General features: G+C 53.8%; 17 protein-coding genes. 11 read left to right on the top strand and 6 right to left on the bottom strand.

What is annotated here, in order from left to right; genetic code table 11:
• Positions 1-152: 152 nt before the first annotated feature.
• The 11 genes from K1X45_RS12995 (at position 153) to K1X45_RS12945 (ending at position 11603) form a co-directional block, all read left to right on the top strand.
• Positions 153-773: a phosphatase PAP2 family protein gene (locus K1X45_RS12995; RefSeq protein WP_213596560.1), complete on the top strand. Its 621-nt coding sequence runs from the start codon at positions 153-155 to the stop codon at positions 771-773.
• On the top strand, positions 770-1903 hold the full coding sequence (locus K1X45_RS12990; RefSeq protein WP_220159069.1) for a sterol desaturase family protein: 1134 nt from the start codon (positions 770-772) through the stop codon (positions 1901-1903). The genes K1X45_RS12995 and K1X45_RS12990 overlap by 4 nt, the downstream gene beginning before the upstream one ends.
• Positions 1904-2004: 101 nt before the next feature.
• Positions 2005-3060, top strand: coding sequence for a LacI family DNA-binding transcriptional regulator (locus K1X45_RS12985; RefSeq protein ID WP_220159068.1), 1056 nt, complete (start codon positions 2005-2007; stop codon positions 3058-3060).
• 109 nt (positions 3061-3169) lie between these two features.
• On the top strand, positions 3170-4186 hold the full coding sequence (locus tag K1X45_RS12980; protein ID WP_220160501.1) for a PotD/PotF family extracellular solute-binding protein: 1017 nt from the start codon (positions 3170-3172) through the stop codon (positions 4184-4186).
• A gap of 210 nt (positions 4187-4396) precedes the next feature.
• Positions 4397-5224, top strand: coding sequence for an ABC transporter permease (locus K1X45_RS12975; RefSeq protein WP_022709509.1), 828 nt, complete (start codon positions 4397-4399; stop codon positions 5222-5224).
• The gene (locus K1X45_RS12970; protein ID WP_220159067.1) at positions 5221-6018 is read left to right on the top strand and encodes an ABC transporter permease; all 798 of its coding nucleotides are present in this window, start codon (positions 5221-5223) and stop codon (positions 6016-6018) included. The genes K1X45_RS12975 and K1X45_RS12970 overlap by 4 nt, the downstream gene beginning before the upstream one ends.
• A complete protein-coding gene (locus K1X45_RS12965) occupies positions 6011-7033 on the top strand; it encodes an ABC transporter ATP-binding protein (RefSeq protein WP_220159066.1) in 1023 nt (340 codons plus the stop codon). Before K1X45_RS12970 ends, K1X45_RS12965 begins: the two co-directional genes overlap by 8 nt.
• An 8-nt stretch (positions 7034-7041) precedes the next feature.
• Complete coding sequence (locus tag K1X45_RS12960; RefSeq protein WP_220159065.1) at positions 7042-7968, top strand: nucleoside hydrolase; 927 nt, start codon at positions 7042-7044, stop codon at positions 7966-7968.
• Positions 7965-9746, top strand: coding sequence for an adenine deaminase (locus K1X45_RS12955; RefSeq protein ID WP_220159064.1), 1782 nt, complete (start codon positions 7965-7967; stop codon positions 9744-9746). Before K1X45_RS12960 ends, K1X45_RS12955 begins: the two co-directional genes overlap by 4 nt.
• A 5-nt stretch (positions 9747-9751) precedes the next feature.
• On the top strand, positions 9752-10933 hold the full coding sequence (locus K1X45_RS12950) for an amidohydrolase (RefSeq protein WP_220159063.1): 1182 nt from the start codon (positions 9752-9754) through the stop codon (positions 10931-10933).
• Positions 10920-11603 carry a phosphoribosyltransferase gene (locus K1X45_RS12945; protein ID WP_220160500.1) on the top strand — a complete coding sequence of 228 codons (684 nt, stop codon included), beginning with the start codon at positions 10920-10922 and terminating at the stop codon, positions 11601-11603. Before K1X45_RS12950 ends, K1X45_RS12945 begins: the two co-directional genes overlap by 14 nt.
• A gap of 9 nt (positions 11604-11612) precedes the next feature.
• Here the strand turns inward: K1X45_RS12945 and K1X45_RS12940 are convergent, their stop codons facing one another.
• The 6 genes from K1X45_RS12940 to K1X45_RS12915 form a co-directional block, all read right to left on the bottom strand.
• A complete protein-coding gene (locus K1X45_RS12940; protein WP_220159062.1) occupies positions 11613-12815 on the bottom strand; it encodes a cyanate transporter in 1203 nt (400 codons plus the stop codon).
• Positions 12816-12928: 113 nt separating this feature from the next.
• Complete coding sequence (locus K1X45_RS12935) at positions 12929-14692, bottom strand: ABC transporter ATP-binding protein (protein ID WP_255560413.1); 1764 nt, start codon at positions 14690-14692, stop codon at positions 12929-12931.
• Between the two features lie 28 nt (positions 14693-14720).
• Positions 14721-15083, bottom strand: coding sequence for a Rid family hydrolase (locus tag K1X45_RS12930; RefSeq protein WP_022709500.1), 363 nt, complete (start codon positions 15081-15083; stop codon positions 14721-14723).
• Positions 15084-15123: 40 nt separating this feature from the next.
• On the bottom strand, positions 15124-15483 hold the full coding sequence (locus tag K1X45_RS12925; RefSeq protein WP_220159061.1) for a RidA family protein: 360 nt from the start codon (positions 15481-15483) through the stop codon (positions 15124-15126).
• A 53-nt stretch (positions 15484-15536) separates the two neighbouring features.
• A complete protein-coding gene (locus K1X45_RS12920) occupies positions 15537-16391 on the bottom strand; it encodes an ABC transporter permease (RefSeq protein WP_220159060.1) in 855 nt (284 codons plus the stop codon).
• A gap of 5 nt (positions 16392-16396) precedes the next feature.
• Entirely contained in the window at positions 16397-17401 is a 1005-nt protein-coding gene (locus K1X45_RS12915) for an ABC transporter permease (protein ID WP_022709497.1), read from the bottom strand.
• Positions 17402-17459: the final 58 nt, after the last annotated feature.

Raw genomic sequence — 17459 nt, 5'->3', positions numbered from 1 at the left:
GTTCCTTAACGGGGTCGCATGATAGCCGGTCTCCGTCAAGAGACGTTTTATAACGGAGTTTAGTGACAATGACGGCAAAGTCAGGCTATTTAACGGGTCTGTGTTTCAGCGAAAGACCATGTTTCGCAGACGGGAAATGAGCGGGAGACCGGATGAATTCGCTGTATTTGCGCCTTTGGACTATGCTGACCGGCTGGGGTGCTGTCGGGCTGATTTACAGCCTGACCAGCAGTCAGGATCAGGCATCGGCCATCATGCTGCAGCCGTCAGCGATTGATCTGTGGTTTGATTTCGACCCAAATGCCATCTGGCTATACTTGTCTTTTTTCCCGCTGGTGGCGCTGGCATATCTGTTTTGCCCGCAAACACGGCTGGTCTGGCTGGCGAGATCCATGCAGCTTTCTGCCTTAGGCGCAGGGATCATTTTCACTTTCTGGCCGACAACAATGCAGTTTCCGCCGGTTACACAGGATACATTCAGCGCCTCGGTTCTGAAATTGCTGATCCAATATGATTCATTGCAGAACTGCCTGCCATCCCTGCATGTGACGCTCACAATACTGGCAGTCTGCGCGCTCTGGCAAAGAACGCATATTCTGCGCAGTACCGTTATAGCGCTGTGGGGCGCAGCGATTACAGTGTCTATTCTGCAATTACATCGCCACCAATTCGTAGACCTGCTCGGCGGTGCGGCTCTGGCTATCTGCGCAGGCCTGCTCACACAACGGGTGCTGAATATCAGAGCGGAAATGGCTGTGAGGCGCGCCACATGATTGCTATTACCTTTCCGATTTTTCTGCTGATTATCCTTGTGCTCAGTGAAATGATTATCCTGAGCAAAACAGGCAAGGAAAAAGTCGACTGGCATGATGTGGTATTCAACCTGAATTCCGGCCATCTGATGCTCTGGCTGTTTCGTGGTCTGGAACTTGCCTGTTACGGTTTTATCGTTGCAAATTTCAGTCTGAATATTGTGTCGGACTGGCCGCCGGTCTGGCTGTGGCTGTTTGCTATTCTGATGTGGGATTTCTGCTTTTACTGGCTGCATCGTCTGCATCATAAATTCGCGCTGCTCTGGGCCGTGCATGTGGTGCATCATCAGGGAGAGCATTTCAATCTGTCGCTGGCCGTGCGGAATTCATGGTATTCCTCCCTCGCCTCCATTCCCTTTTTTATCCCTATGGCACTGCTGGGCGTTCCGCTGTCCGTCTTCATCACGGTTTCGGTGCTGCATTATGCAATCCAGCTGATGAACCACAGCGCTCTCACGCCCAGACTTGGTTTTCTGGAATATATTCTGGTCACACCGGCGCATCACCGCATCCATCATGTGGATGTCAGAGCCTATTCAGACTCGAATTATGCAGGAAGTTTTGTGTTCTGGGACAAATTGTTCGGCACTTATCGACCGGATCTGCCCGAAACAGATTTTGCCTATGGTGTAAAAGGTAACAAGTCTTCTCAAAACCCGTTCGTTGCCAGCAATGAGCCTTTCCGCCAATATTTGCAGGCACGCAGAGAGAAGAAACAACTGAAAGCGCCGGATTTTGTCAGTTCCGGCTTTATCATCCTAAGCGGTGCTGTCATCCTGTTTGCACTCGTTACCGGCTATATCTGGCTCTATGGCTATCAGCTTAGTCAATCTGTCACAGAACAGGCTTTGCTGTTCATTTTCCTCGCAACCGGCTCCATTGCTTTAGGCGGTATCAGTGAGGGCAGACAATGGGCAGTTCTAGGCTGGTTTGCGATTACATGGCTGATGCTGCTCAGTTTTGCGCTGTATTTTCAATGGCACGGCCTGTTCTGGATGGTCTTTATGGCTGTCTTAGCCGCACACAGTACCGCAGTGTTATTCGGCTGGGGGCGCACGGCCGTAATCCACAGCGCTGATGCCCTGAAATAATCTCTGCAACTTATCCGGTAAAACATCCGTCTTAGTCGCATTGACTCTCCGGCGAAGAAGCCGTATCGAAAGATGATTAATCGTTTAATCAAGATCGTCTTATGTCCGATTCCCTGCAACCAAAACAAACGGTCAATCTTAGCGATGTCGCTAAGGCTCTTGGCGTGTCAGTTGCAACGGTGTCCAATGCCCTGTCCGGCAAAGGACGCGTATCGGCCAGTCTTATCTCCCGCATTAAAACTAAAGCTGTCCAGATGGGTTATGTCCCGAGCCATACAGGGCGGGCTTTACGTACAGGGCGCAACAGCGTTCTGGGTCTGGTTTTGCCGGATATTGCCAATCCGCTGTTTCCGCAGATTGCGCAGGCGATTGAAGCGGCTGCCGCGGCTGCCGGTTATGGTATTCTGATTGCAGACTCGCGCGGCGATGTCAGTCTGCAGACTGAGGCAATTAATCGTCTGATTGAATATGGTGTTGATGGTCTGGTGATCGTACCGCGCCTTGGCACCCGCATTGCTGATCTGGATATTCCTGTGGCGGTAATCGACAGCCCTTCAACGCCCGGCAATACTGTTGCCGCGGATCACTGGCAGGGCGGCGAACTGGTAGGACAACATCTGCTGTCCGGCGGACACCGGAAAGTGCTGCTGATCGGTAAAAATCCGGCCTCTATCGTGCAGAATGACCGCTTGGGCGGTATTCGTGCAGGATTAGGCAGACAAACAGACATTGATGTTCTGTGGATCGAACATCACGAGGCTGAATTCGGCAAAGGCGCCCATCTCGGCCTGAATGAGAAAATTGCATCCGGCACAACGGCCATTGCCGCCGTGTCTGATGTGCATGCCCTGCGTGCGATGACCGAGCTGTATCACAGCGGTTACCGTGTGCCGGATGATGTCAGTGTTATTGGTTTTGATGACCTGTTCTGGGCTTCAGGCATTACGCCTGCGCTTTCCACCGTGCGCATGGATTTGCCGCGCATCGGTGAGATTGCCATTACCTCACTGGTGCAAGTTATTGAGAGTAAAAGTGAAAATCGCAAAGGGCCGGTGCCGACCTTCGGCACATCCCGTGTGCCCATGACACTGATTGCCCGCCAAACATGCCGTTCTATTCTGTCTGATCACTCATCAGAGCATTTCCAGTATCAATGAAAACATCAGAAATGCTCTGTCTCTTTGTTCTTATCGCATTATCCGGACGAAAAACCGGTTCCCACTTTTTCTGGAAATGCTCCAACTCCGCAAAAGGACTTTAAAAGTGCTGAAGAAACTCATCGCCGCATCCACCATGGCGCTTCTGACCACAGCGTCTTACGCCGCTGACAAGACCCTGACCATCTCGGTTTACGCTTTTGCGCAGGATGATTTTAAAGAAATCCTCTACAAGCCGTTTGAAGAAAAATGCGGCTGTAAACTGGTTGTTGAAACCGGCAACAGCGTTGAGCGTCTGGCTAAAATGGAAGCCAACAAAGCCAGCCCTGTTGTGGATATGGCTGTTGTTTCCATGGCGGATGCGCTGCAGGCTTCCCGCGCCGGGCTGATCGAGAAGATCGACACATCCAAGCTGACCAACTATGACAAGCTCTACGACATTGCCAAAGACCCGAACAAAGACGGCATGAGCGTTGGCTACACATTCTACGCAACTTCGATCGTCTACCGCACCGACAAGATGAAAATCGAGTCATGGGCAGACCTTCTGAAGCCTGAATATGCACCGCATATTGCTTTCCCGAATGTGACCACCAATCAGGGCCCGACAGCGCTTTACATGCTGGAAAAATCCCTTGGCCATAACGAAGCTGATCTGAAAAACGCCATTGCTGCGGTTGGTGAAAAATCCGACGATATCGTGACTTTCTACGTAAAATCCTCGCAGCTCGTGCAGCTGATGCAGCAGGAAGAAATCTGGGCAGCGCCAATCGGCCGCTTCTCCTGGGCACCTTTCACCAAGCTTGACCTGCCGCTCGGCTGGGCAACACCGAAAGAAGGCCAGACCGGCGGCATGAATGTGATGGTCGTTGCCAAAGATTCCAAAAACCGCGATCTGGCGCTGGAATTCATGGACTTCTGGCTCTCTACAGAAATTCAGACCAAAATTGCTGAAAAGCTGGTCGACAGCCCTGCCAATAAAGAAGTCAAGGTTTCCGACGAGATTGCCGGTAACCTCACCATTGGCGAAGAAACCGCTAAAAGCCTTCAGCTCATTCCGTCCGATGTCGTTCTCGACAACCGCGACACATGGCTGAAAGAATGGAACGCCAAAATCGGCCAGTAATCCGGCCACAATAACAGCAGCTGCCCGTAACATTTCCGGTTCACGGGCAGCTTTCTTTTTTGATCTATGCCCCCATCTCCGGCTAGAGCGCCGGGCGCCCTCTCGGGCGCACAAAGGTCGCTCTAATACACTATATTTACAGCATAATTCCTTAAACTTGAATCAGTTTAAGGAATTATGCTGTAGGCCACCTGTCTTATAGGAAAGCTTATGTTCAACAACCGCACCGAAGCCATGTGGCTGGCCTTGCCGGCAGCGCTTTTCGCGGCACTTGTCTTCCTCGTCCCTGTCATTCTGCTGCTGTCTGAAGGTTTCAGATCAACAGAAGGATGGACAATTGCCCCATGGATTGATTTCTTCTCCGAGCCGATGAACCGCACAGTGTTCTGGCGTACCCTGCGGCTGGGACTGGAAGTAACCGTTGTCGCCGCGATTATCGGCTATGCCACCGCATGGGCGATTGTCGGCCTGCCTGCCAATTCCAAAGGCCGGATGATCGGTCTGATCATGCTGCCGATGATGATCTCACCGGTTGCACGTACCTATGCGTGGATCGTTATTCTCGGCCGCACCGGTATTATCAATCAGGCCTTGCAGGCTGTGGGCTTAAGCGATGCACCGCTGCGTATTCTGTTCACCGAAACCGCAATTTTCATCGGTCTGTTGCAGTTGTTTCTGCCGCTGATGGTAATCTCACTGATCAGTGCGCTGGAAAACCTGCCGAAAGATGTGGTTCCTGCAGCCCGCGTGCTCGGTGCCAGCTGGTTTACCGTTTTCTGGAAAATCATTCTGCCACTGACCAAAGAAGGTCTGGTTGTCGGCGGTACTCTGGTTTTCACCGGTTCGCTCACCGCCTATATCACACCGGCCATTCTCGGTGGTTCCAAGGTTCTGATGCTGGAAACACTGCTCTATCAGCATGTAACCGTATCCAATAATTTTGCTGCGGCCAGCGTTATCGCGCTCATTCTCGTCGTGATGAGTTTCGCCGCTAATATTCTTCTGAAGCGTATTGCGACAGTGAAGGGCAAAAAATGAACTCGAATTTGCTTTCACGGCTGATTAATCCGGCCAATCTGGTTCTCTGGCTCGTCATCGTCTTTCTGATCGGCCCGTTCCTCATCATCGTTGCCGCTTCTTTCTCGGCCGGTGACACACTGGCATTCCCGCCGCAGGGCTTCTCGCTGAAATGGGTCTATAAGGTCTTTACCATCGAGAGCTTCCAGCAGAGTTTCATCACCTCCATGGTTCTGGCGGTCGGCGGCACTCTGGTGGCTTTGGCACTCGGCGTACCGGCAGCCTATGCGATGGCGCGCTATGACATGCCGTTTTCCGAAACTGTGCGCACGATCGTCTCTTCACCGATCATCGTGCCGGGCATCATCGTCGGTCTGGCCCTGCTGCGTTATTTCGTGGTGCCGGTTGGTATGTCCATCACGCTGGCGCTGTTTCTGGCGCATACGGCACTGGTACTGCCTTATGCCGTGCGTGTGGTGTCCGCCAGCCTCAACAACCTGCGCTCTGACATGGAAGAAGCGGCTGTGCTGCTCGGTTGCTCGCGCGCCGGAGCTTTCTTCCGCGTGGTGATGCCGAATATCAAAGGCGGTATTCTTTCCGCTTTCATTCTCGGCTTTGTCACCAGCTTCAATCAGGTGCCTGTGTCGCTGTTCCTCTCAGGTCCCGGTGTGCGCACCCTGCCAATCGATATGCTGGGCTATATGGAAATTGTTTTTGACCCTTCCATCGCCGCCCTCTCCTCTCTGCTTGCTTTTCTGTCCATGGGCATTGTCCTTCTCGCAGAACGTTTCCTAGGATTCTCCCGCTATGTCTGATCAAGCCTTTCTTACTCTCGACCAGCTGACACTGCGTTACGGCAACACCACAGCCGTGGATAAACTCAATCTCACGATCAACAAAGGTGAGTTGCTGGCGCTGCTCGGCCCTTCGGGCTGCGGTAAAACCACAACCATGCGTGCGATTGCAGGCCTGATGGATGTGGCAGGCGGTACTATCCGTCTTGACGACAAAGACATTACCCGCGTTGCCGCCAATAAGCGCGAAATCGGATTGGTTTTTCAGTCCTATGCGCTGTTCCCGCATCTGACCGTGTTCGACAATGTTGCCTTTGGCCTCAAACTCAAAGGCATCAAGGGTGATGAACTGCGCCAGAAGGTTGAAAGCGGCCTGAAGTCTGTTGGTCTGGCCAAATTCGCTGATCGTAAGCCCCCTGAATTGTCCGGTGGTCAGCAGCAGCGTGTTGCCCTTGCCCGCTCGATGGTGATGGAGCCGAAAGTACTGCTGCTTGATGAACCGCTGTCTAATCTGGATGCGCGTCTGCGTCTCGACATGCGCACTGAATTGCAGCGCGTGCAGCAGGAAACCGGCGTCACCATGGTCTTCGTGACCCACGATCAGGCAGAAGCTCTGGCGCTGGCCGACCGTATTGTGGTGATGCGTGCCGGTGCGATTGAACAGATCGGCACACCGGAAGAAATCTATAATCATCCGGCATCGCGCTTTGTGGCTGATTTTGTCGGTTTCGAGAATGTCTATGCGATCCGCGACGGCAAGCTCTATTCCGATAGTGCTGAAGTGCCGCTCAATGCACCACTGCCAAAAGCTGCCGGTCTGGCATTCCGCCCGAAGATCGTCACGCTTGGTTCCGGCCCGCTCAAAGGTATTGTGCGCGGCGCCGCATTTGCCGGTAACACCCGTGAATATGTGCTGGAAACACCATTCGGCTCTGTCAAAGCGGATGTTGATGCCGCATTGCCTGCCTATGCACTGGGCGATGAGGTTGCCTTTGATCTGCCAATTGATCAGGCGGCAATTCTGGAACGGGAGTAAATTTCAGCATGGGTGTCTGGATTGATACGGATATGGGCTTTGATGATATCGCCGCCATTCTGGTGGTGAAACATCTCGGTCTTGAAATCGACGGTGTGTCTCTGGTTTTCGGAAATACGGAGCTTGGTCAGGTCTGCCGCAATGCGGCTGGTGCTACACAGGTTTTCGGCTGGGATTTTCCGATCTATCGCGGGCGGCACAAACCGGTTCTGGCGGAGATTGAAACTGCCGCCGGAATTCTCGGCGAAACCGGCATTCCGACACTCGGCCTGAACCTACCTGTCTGTGAAGACAATACACAGGGCTGTGCCTTCACCGCCCTGTGCCACTGGCTGGAAAACACCTGCGGCACCAAGCGTGTTCTTGCACTTGGCCCCCTCACCAATATTGCCGCGCTGGCACTGGCACGCCCTGATCTGGCGGCTCGAATTGACGAGCTGGTCTGGATGGGCGGCGGCGTTGGCAAAGGCAATCACACGGCCTCGGCCGAATTTAATGCGCTTGCCGATCCGGAAGCACTGGCGATTGTGCTTGCCCATGAACTTCCACTGAAAATGGTGGAACTTGATTTCTGCCGTAAAATTCTCGCCACGCCGGATGATGTGCACCCGATCCGTGCAGCCGGTGGTGCCAATGCCGCTTTGATTGCCGATATGACCGGCGGCTTTATCAATATTGCGATCTCGCGTGGCCGCACGGCCATGGCGCTCTATGATCCGGCGGCAGCTGTGGCTTTTGCCCGTCCTGATCTGGTGCGTTTTGACAGGGCATTCATTGGTGCGGAACTTTGCGGCTCGCTGACACGCGGCCGCACCGTGGTGGAAACACGCTCCAGCCATGCCACATTCAACGCCGCCTATGCAGCTGACGGCGATGCGGAAGCCATTCTCCGCATTATTTTCGATGCCCTCAGAACAGAGGCAGCCAAATCATGACACGTGCAGAACCCTTTAATCTAAATTCTCCTGAACTGCGCCTTAGGGCAGCAGCCGCGGCACGCGGTGCAGAAGCTTTTGACTGCCTGATCATCAACGGTACCGTCATTGATATGGTGACCGGAGAACATCGCCGTGCCGATATCGGCATCACCGGCGCTCTGATTGCCTCTGTTCATGCACCGGACAGCCGCAAGGATACAGCAAAAATCATTGATGCCAAAGGCGGTTATATCACACCGGGCCTGATCGATACGCATATGCATATTGAAAGCTCGATGATCACCCCTGCCACCTATGCCAATGCTGTAGTCCCGCGTGGCGTAACAACCATTGTCTGGGACCCGCATGAATTCGGCAATGTGCATGGCGTAGCCGGTGTTGACTGGGCAATTGCGGCAACCCGTGATCTGCCGCTGCGTACCATTATGCTGGCACCTTCTTGTGTGCCGTCCGCACCGGGGCTGGAACTAGCCGGAGCGGACTTTGACGCTGATGTGCTGAATAACCTGCTGGCGCGGCCTGAAATCGGCGGTATTGCCGAAGTCATGACCATGCGCAATGTCATTGACGGCGAGCCGCGTATGAGCGCCATTGTCCATGCGGGACTTGCAGCGGGCAAGCCGGTTTGCGGTCATGCACGCAGCCTCACCGGCTCTGATCTCGCGGCCTTTATGGCAGCGGGTGTAACCTCCGATCATGAGCTGGTTTCCGGCCAAGATCTGATGGAAAAACTGCGTGCCGGTCTCACTATTGAGATGCGCGGTTCCCATGACCATCTGTTGCCGGAATTTGTGCAGGAACTGAACCGCCTCGGTCATCTGCCGCAAACTGTTACACTCTGCACGGACGATGTGTTCCCCGACGATCTGCTCAATGCCGGTGGTCTGGATGATGTGGTGCGCCGCTTGGTGCGCTATGGCATGAAACCGGAATGGGCATTGCAGGCGGCAACGCTGAATGCAGCGCGCCGCTTTGGCCGTGATGACCTAGGATTGATTGCAGCAGGTCGCCGTGCGGATATTGTGATCTTCGACAACCTGTCCGATTTCACTGCACAGACCGTGCTGACCAATGGTACCGTAGCTGCTGAAAACGGCATTCTCGCGCATTCCCTCACCAGCACCAGCGCCGGTGATTTCCTGCAATCCATGAAGATTGATGCGCTAGAGCCGAATGATTTCCGCATTCGCAGCGATGCCAAGAGCGTTGTGGTGGCAACCATTGATCGCCCGCGCTTTACTCAATGGGGTCAAGCGGAAACGGACGTCGTCAATGGTTTTGTAGTACCGCCGCAAGGTGCAACCATGATTGCCGTTGCTCATCGCCATGGTCGCACAGAGGCGAAGCCGCGCGTTGGTTTTCTGCGTGAATGGGGCAGCTGGCGCGGTGCTTTCGCCACCACAGTTTCCCATGACAGCCATAATCTCACAGTCTTCGGCGGCAATGAAGAAGATATGGCACTCGCAGCCAATGCCGTGATTGCTGCCGGTGGCGGCATGGCCGTTGCCCTTGGCGGCAAAGTCACCGCTCTGCTGCCACTGCCGGTTTCCGGTCTGGTATCTGAAGCATCGCTGGCCGATGTCGCCGCGCAATTTGCAGCTTTGCGCACAGCTATGGATGATGTGGTGGACTGGCAGCCGCCTTATCTCATTTTCAAAGCCTGTTTTGGTGCAACACTGGCCTGCAATGCCGGCCCGCACCAGACTGATCAGGGCATTGCCGATGTTAAAACCGGACAAGTGCTGGCCTCCCCTATTTTGCAAGTGACAGAGTAATATTCATGACTGATCCTATCCTCGATGATATTGCTTTTCTGACCGAGGTGCGCCGCGATCTGCATGCGCATCCTGAACTCGGTTTTGAAGAAGAGCGCACCTCGGATATTGTTGCCAAACTTCTGGAAGAGGCAGGCATCACTATTCATCGCGGTCTTGGCGGCACAGGTGTGGTCGGCACTTTGCAGATCGGTAACGGCACCCGCACCATTGGCCTGCGCGCAGATATGGATGCGCTGGCAATGCCGGAAATGGCGGATCGCCCTTATAAATCAAAATTCGCCGGTAAAATGCATGCCTGCGGTCATGACGGTCACACCACGCTTCTGCTCGGTGCAGCCCGTGCGCTGGCCAAAAGCCGTAATTTCTCGGGTACCGTGCATTTCATCTTCCAGCCTGCAGAAGAAGGGCGTGGCGGTGCCAAGCGCATGGTTGAAGAAGGACTGTTCAATCTGTTTCCGTGCGATGCGGTCTATGGCCTGCATAATATGCCGGGTCTTGATCCTGATGAAATCGCCGTGGTTGAAGGCCCCCAGCTTGCTTCTTCCGACAGCTGGCGTGTGACTTTCCGCGGCACCGGCACCCATGGCGCCAAGCCACATCTCGGCAAAGATCCGGTCACCGCAGCCGCTACTTTCATCGCCTCATTGCAGACAATTATCGGCCGCGTGGTCGATCCGTTGCAACCGGCTGTCGTCAGCGCCTGCTCCTTGCAGGCCGGTGACCCGAAAGCGCTTAATGTTATTCCGGATATTGTGGAAATCGGCGGCACAGCCCGTGCTTATACCCCTCATGTCCGTGACCAGCTTGAGCAGGAAATCGGCCGTCTCGCGCAGGGTACTGCGATGATGTATGGCATTGCCGCGGAATATGATTTTATCCGCCGCATCCCGCCGGTCGTCAACAATGCCGACGCCACAGCCCGTGCATTGCGTGCCGCACAGGATGTCTTTGGCAGCAAAGTGCGCACCAGCTTCCCGCCTTCCACTGCGGGTGATGATTTCGCCTTCTTCGCCGGTGAGGCACCGGGTTGTTATGTCTGGCTCGGCAACGGTCCTGCTGTCGACGGTGCCCTGCACCACAATACTGCTTACGACTTCAATGATGATGCCATTGAACACGGCGTGCGCTTCTGGACGCGCCTTGTGGAGCAGGAATTGTCGGGAGACCATGATGCAACCGCATGAATTCTGGCAAAAACTCTATGCGCCTGAAACATTTGATGTGCAGGGCGTGCATGAAACCTTCTTTCCGGCGACGCTGGATGACGGCCGTCAGCTGCAACTGCCGATCCGTCCTCTCTCCGACAAACAACATGCTTTGGCATCTCTGATCGTCAATCAGGCGGCCTTTGATGTGGTTGATGCTTTGTCCGATGATCTGGCAGCAAAACTCAAAATCTTTGAGCCGGATGTGATTGTCGGCCTGCCGACACTGGGTCTGACTCTTGCCAGTGAAGTGGCACGCAAGCTTGGCCACAGTCGCTATGTGCCTTTGGGCACCTCGCGCAAATTCTGGTATGAAGAAGAACTGTCGGTTCCGCTGTCCTCCATCACCACACCGGATCAGATCAAACGGCTCTATATCGACCCGCGTATGCTGCCACTGCTTGATGGACGCCGCATTGCTCTGGTGGATGATGTGATTTCCAGCGGCACTTCCATTGTTGCCGCGCTCAATCTGTTAAACGCTCGCGTGCTCAAGCCGGTCGTTATCGGTGCGGCAATGTTGCAAACCCAGCGCTGGCGTTCCCCGCTTGAGCAACTCGGCATTGAATTTGCAGAGATGACACGCGGCTGCTTCACCACACCGATGCTGAAGCACGGTGAAAACGGCGGCTGGACAATCGCCGCCTGACAAGGTCGTTTACAGGTCGGATGCACTCACAGGCTCAGTCAGCAACAACATAGCTGGGCTGTAAGTTTCAGGGTCAAGGCGTCTGGTCAGGATTGCCGCAATAGCAATGCTGACCATGTGCCATTTCCAGCCCGCAGCAAAACTTCCGGTCTGCTCATGAAGCACGGAAACAATCAAAGGCGGCAGGGCTGCCAGCAAAAAGCCTCCGCCCTGCATGACTGCGGAGAGCGCTCCGGCCTGTAACGGGTCAGGAATATGCTCCAGAGCCACCACCAGCAGCAGTGAAAAACAGCCCCCCAGTCCGGCACCGACAAGCGCAACATAAAGAAACGGAGCGCTTGTTGGTGCAAAAGCAAAACCGGCAAATCCTGTAAACTGCATCGCAAGCGCCAACCACAGCCATGGTCTGCGATCCCTGCTGTTGCCCTGCGCCAAAGCAGGCATACTCAGAGCGGAAACAGCCTGACACAGTGCCATGACGGCAAGCAGACTACCGCTCGCCGTAACACTCCATCCCGCTTCCTGATAATAAGGCGCAAGCCAGGCTATGACGGATGAATAGCCGCCATTCACCAGCCCGAATGCAATCATCAGCAACCATGTCCGTGGACGGGAGAACAATTTTGTCAGGCTTTTACCGGCCTGAACTGAGGTTGAAGCAGGAAGTACCGCCCAGACCAGAACAGTTGCCAGAAGACCCAAAATTGCAAAATAACCAAAGCCTGCCTGCCATGTTCCGGTCAGTTGCACAATAACAGGTGACAATTGCGCACCAAGCGCGCCGCCTGCCAGAAGCATAGCGGAATAAAGCCCCATAATATTGGCGAAGCGGTCGGGAAAACGCTGCTTGATAATTGCAGGAAAGAGAGCCTGCACCGCCGCAACACCAAGGCCGATAATAGCTGCGGTCATCAACAATGCAGGCCCTGTGGTTACAGTCAGCCGCATCAAAGTACCGACAGTGATACAGGTCAGCGCCGCGAGAAGAATGCCGCGCATCTCACCCGTGCGTAACAATGCAGGGCCGGCAAATGCCACACAGCCCATCAGCGCCATAGGTATCAGTGTCAACAGCGCCATACCGTGATGGCTCAGTCCGGTTGCGTGACTGATATCTTCTGCGAGAGGGCCGATAGCCGCAATAAAGGGCCGGAGATTAAGCGCCACAACAATAACAGCCATCAGGAAAATATAATTTCTGCCTCCCTTCATATTCGTCTTTCTCCTGATCGTTTTGCCTGCGGGCATAGTGAAACAGGCAGCCGCGCACCACGCTCATAGCGCCCTGAAAAACTGCCTGCTTTACCGGAATCTTGTCTTATATGTCAGCTGATACGTGCGTAATGTTCAAAGCCGACGCTCTTCAGCGGAATTGCCTCATGCTGATAGCCAACCGGACGGATCGGGCTTTTGAGCTCACGGGACAAAAGCTTGCGCTCACGACGCTTCTCCGGATGCACAATCGGCACCGCATCCAGCAAGCGCCGCGTATAAGGATGTGCAGGTGAACTCAAGACCGCATCACGCGGGCCGATCTCGATAATCTCACCCAGATACATGACCGCGATGCGGTCACTGACTTTTTCAACCACCGCCATATCATGGGAAATGAAGAGGATGGAAATGGCATATTCCTCCTGAATTTCCTCCAGCAAATCCAGAATTTGCGCCTGAATGGACACATCCAGAGCGGAAACCGGCTCATCGGCAATAATGACTTTCGGGTTCAGAGCCAATGCGCGGGCAATGCAGATACGCTGCCGCTGACCACCGGAAAACTGATGCGGATAGCGGTCTGCCTGTGCTTTTGTCAGCCCCACCCTGTCCAGCAATTGCAAAACCCGTGCCTGTATTTCAGCGGCAGTTCCCATACCATGAATATGCAATGGTTCCGCAACGATCTGCGCGACTGTCATACGCGGGTTCAAAGATGCATATGGATCCTGAAAAACCATCTGGATACGTTTGCGTGTTTCGCGCATATCCGAGGCATTCATATCTCCCAGTTTGCGCCCCTGCAGCCAGATTTCACCGCTATTGGCCTGTATCAGTTGCATAATTGCTTTGCCGGTCGTGGATTTACCGCAACCGCTTTCACCAACCAGTGACAAGGTTTCTTTTTCCCGCAATTCGAAGGAGACATTCTCCACTGCGTGAACATTGGCAACAACGCGCTGAAACATGCCCTGACGCACAGAAAACCGTGTCACGAGGTTGCGCACACTCAGTACAGCATCCGATGTATTCTCAACGGCAATGGCATCATTACCGCGCATTTCGCCAAGCTTGGGTGCTGCATCCAGCAAGCGGCGGGTATATTCATGCTGCGGATTGTTGAAAACAGCGTGAACCTCCCCCCTTTCAACAATTGCTCCGTTCAGCATCACCACAACCTTGTCGGCGATCTCGGCCACGATACCCATATCATGGGTAATCAGCAGAATGGCCATGCCGGTTTCCTGCTGAATAGTTTTCAGCAGAGCCAGAATTTCCGCCTGCACAGTCACATCCAGTGCAGTCGTCGGCTCATCGGCAATCAGCAAATCCGGCTTGCACAAAATGGCCATGGCAATCATCACACGCTGGCGCATACCACCTGAGAGCTCATGGGGATATTGCTTCAACCGTCGCTCAGCTTCCGGAATACGCACCTGATTAAGCGCCTCCAATGCAAGACGCCCCGCTTCAGTCTTGCTCACCTGCCGGTGCCTGATAACAACTTCAGCCAGTTGCGCCTCAATCGTCAGAACCGGATTAAGCGATGTCATCGGCTCCTGAAAGATCATAGCAATGCGATCACCACGCAGCGCCTGCACCTGCTTTTCTTCCATCGCGTAGAGATCAACACTCTGTCCCGCTTTGTCATAGAGCTGCGCCTGCCCGCCGGTGATTGTGCCGCCCATAAATCCGACCAGCCGCATCACCGATTTGGCCGTTACCGATTTGCCGGAGCCGGATTCACCGACCAGCGCCACGATTTCACCCCGCCCGATGGCAAGGTCTATGCCTTTCACTGCAAAAGTTGTGGCATCCATGCCCTTAAACTTTACAGCGAGGTCAGAAATTTCGAGCAATTTTTCGGTCATCATAATCTCCGGCAAACAGGCTTTTATGGTCTCAGCAAGCGGCGTAAGCGCGAATTTCCACGGCGCAGTCACGCCGTGCCGCATGTCCCGTTACAACCGACAATGCCGGAACACCTTCAGGATCAATCCAGTCATTCCACACTTCGCAAAAAGCGTCATATTCGCTGATATCGAACAGCCAGACCTGCACCATCAAAATGTCTTTGCGCGATGATCCGACACTCTGAAAATAATCATCAATAATATTCAGGATCTGCAAAGACTGATCTTTGACATCTCCCCCTTTATCCGGTGCTGTCAGACAGACCGAAGCCAGTTTATCGGATGCTTTTCCGAGACATATTCTCGGCTGATGTCCTGCTCCGTCGATCCGGCCAAGCTCTCTCAGTTCCATAGGGTTCTCCAGTTCTTAAGGCTTGAGTTCGGTCTGCGTTTCAGCTGCGATAAGCAATCACAACAGCTTCCACGAGCACATCGGAACGGTAGAGTTCTCCGCTGACGCAGGTACGTGCCGGCGGGTTGGCAGGGTCAGCCCATTCATTCCACACAGAATTCATGGCGCCGAAATAGCGCATGTCTTTCAGCCAGATATGAACAACGAAAATGGATTTGTGATCGGAGCCTGCGGCGTCCAAAAGCTTGTCCACTTTCTGCAGAACTTCTCTCGTCTGCTCTTTAATATCGCCGCTTGTGTCGGTTGCATGCACACCGGACAAAAACACCATATCATTATGAACAACGGCCATGCTTTTCAGAGCGCCATCAGTCTTTGAGATTTCAATACGTTCGACCAAAGTAGTTGTTCCTTCTTTTTAAGTTGCAGAATTTTTGGATAACGGAGTTCAGATCATCTCGTGCTCAGACGAGGATCAAAATGCGTTCTGAGAACATCACCAAGCAGATTGATGGCCAGCACCGTGGTGAAGATGCAAAGGCCGGGGAAGAATGCCATCCACCAGGATGTGCTGATGTAAGAGCGGGCATCCGCCAGCATTCCGCCCCATGTCGGTGTTGATGCCGGCACACCCAGCCCCAGAAAACTGAGACTTGATTCAGCAATAATCGCTGTCGCCATGGCGAAAGTACCGACAATCAGGGATGACTGGATGAGATTAGGCAGAATATGTTTCCACAAGATGTGACCGTCCCGCGCACCGAGAGACCTAGCGGCCACAACAAAATCCCGTTCGCGCAAGCTCAGCGCCTCGGCGCGTGCCAGACGGCAATAGGGAATCCAGCGTTGTGAGGCGAGCGCGATAATCAGAATGCCGAGGCTCTGACCAAGGAAAGCGACAATGGAAATCGCCAGCAGCAAGGGCGGGAAAGCCCAGACGACCTCCAGAAATTTCTGAATGACAGAGTCAATACGACCGCCGTAATAGCCGGAAACCACACCGAGTGTGACACCAACCAGACCGGAGAAAATAACCACGGCAACGGCAATAATCAGCGAAACGCGCGAGCCGTAAATGATGCGGCTTAACAGATCCCGTCCGACATGATCCGTGCCGAGAAAATGCGGGCCGGTCGGCTGCGGTGGCATCAAAGCCAGCATCAGATCCTGCTTGTTCGGGTCAAATGGTGCCAAGAATGGTGCAAAGAGGCTTGCGATCAACAACAGGCTGACAACACCCAGCCCGAAAGCAGCTTTCGGTGTTCTGACAATCTCTGTGAGTTTTTCTGTACTGAAGCGGAAAGTCATCGGCATTACCTCAGACGGATACGCGGATCGACAATGGTGTAAATCATGTCAATTACGAGATTAATGAAAACGAAAAGCGAGGTGTAGACGAGGACAAGGCCGGTAATCAGCGGAAAATCGCGAAAGGTTATGCCCTGTAGCAGCAGATAGCCGATGCCGGGCCACGAGAAGACCGTCTCAACAATGATCGCACCGCTGATGAGTGTGCCGAATTCAAGCCCGATGATGGTGACAACGGAAATCAGAGCATTGCGGAAAGCATGGCGCCACAAAACGACACGTGCTGACATACCCTTGGCGCGGGCGGTCATGACGTAATCTTCCTGCAGATTTTCCAGCACGGATGCACGGGTAATCTGCATAATGATGCCCGCCATATTAGTGCCCAATACGATAACCGGCAATGTCAGATGCCGCACTGCATCCCAAAGCGCATCCCAGCGCCCTGCAAGCAGTGCATCGATTGTCAGGAAGCCTGTAATAGCCGGAACATCCATGCCCCATGTTGCACGCCCGCCCGATGGCAGGAGATTGAACATGCCAGCGAAGAGCAGGATCAGGAGAATCCCCAGCCAGAAATTTGGCAGGCTGATACCGAAAAATCCACCGATTGAGCCGATCGTATCGACAAAGGAGTTCGGCTTGCTGGCAGCCCAGACACCAAGCGGCAGCCCCAGAATGACGGCAAGCAGTGTGGAATAGATGGCAAGCTCAATACTGGCCGGCAAACGCTGTAAAATGAGATCCATGACAGGTTCGCGATAGCGGAAGGATTCTCCCAGATCCCCCATCAGTGCATTCTTGATAAAGGTCAGATACTGAATATAGACAGGCTGATCGAGCCCCCAGGCAATACGGATATTCTGCCGGATCTCTTCAGTTACCTCATCGCTGACCAGCATATCCACGGGATCGCCGGGTGCGAGTTTTATCAGTACAAAAATCAAAAGTGTCACCATGAAGAGCACAGGAATTGTGCCCAACACGCGCTTCAGCGTATAGCCCAACATGGAAAATCCTCGGGAATTGACCGGAGCATGCCACGACGAAGCGGAAGCAAACTTCCGG

Origin of the sequence: Pseudochrobactrum sp. Wa41.01b-1 (assembly GCF_019464455.1) — a bacterium.
Taxonomy (GTDB): domain Bacteria; phylum Pseudomonadota; class Alphaproteobacteria; order Rhizobiales; family Rhizobiaceae; genus Pseudochrobactrum; species Pseudochrobactrum saccharolyticum.
This window is presented reverse-complemented; position numbering and strand designations above follow the sequence as displayed.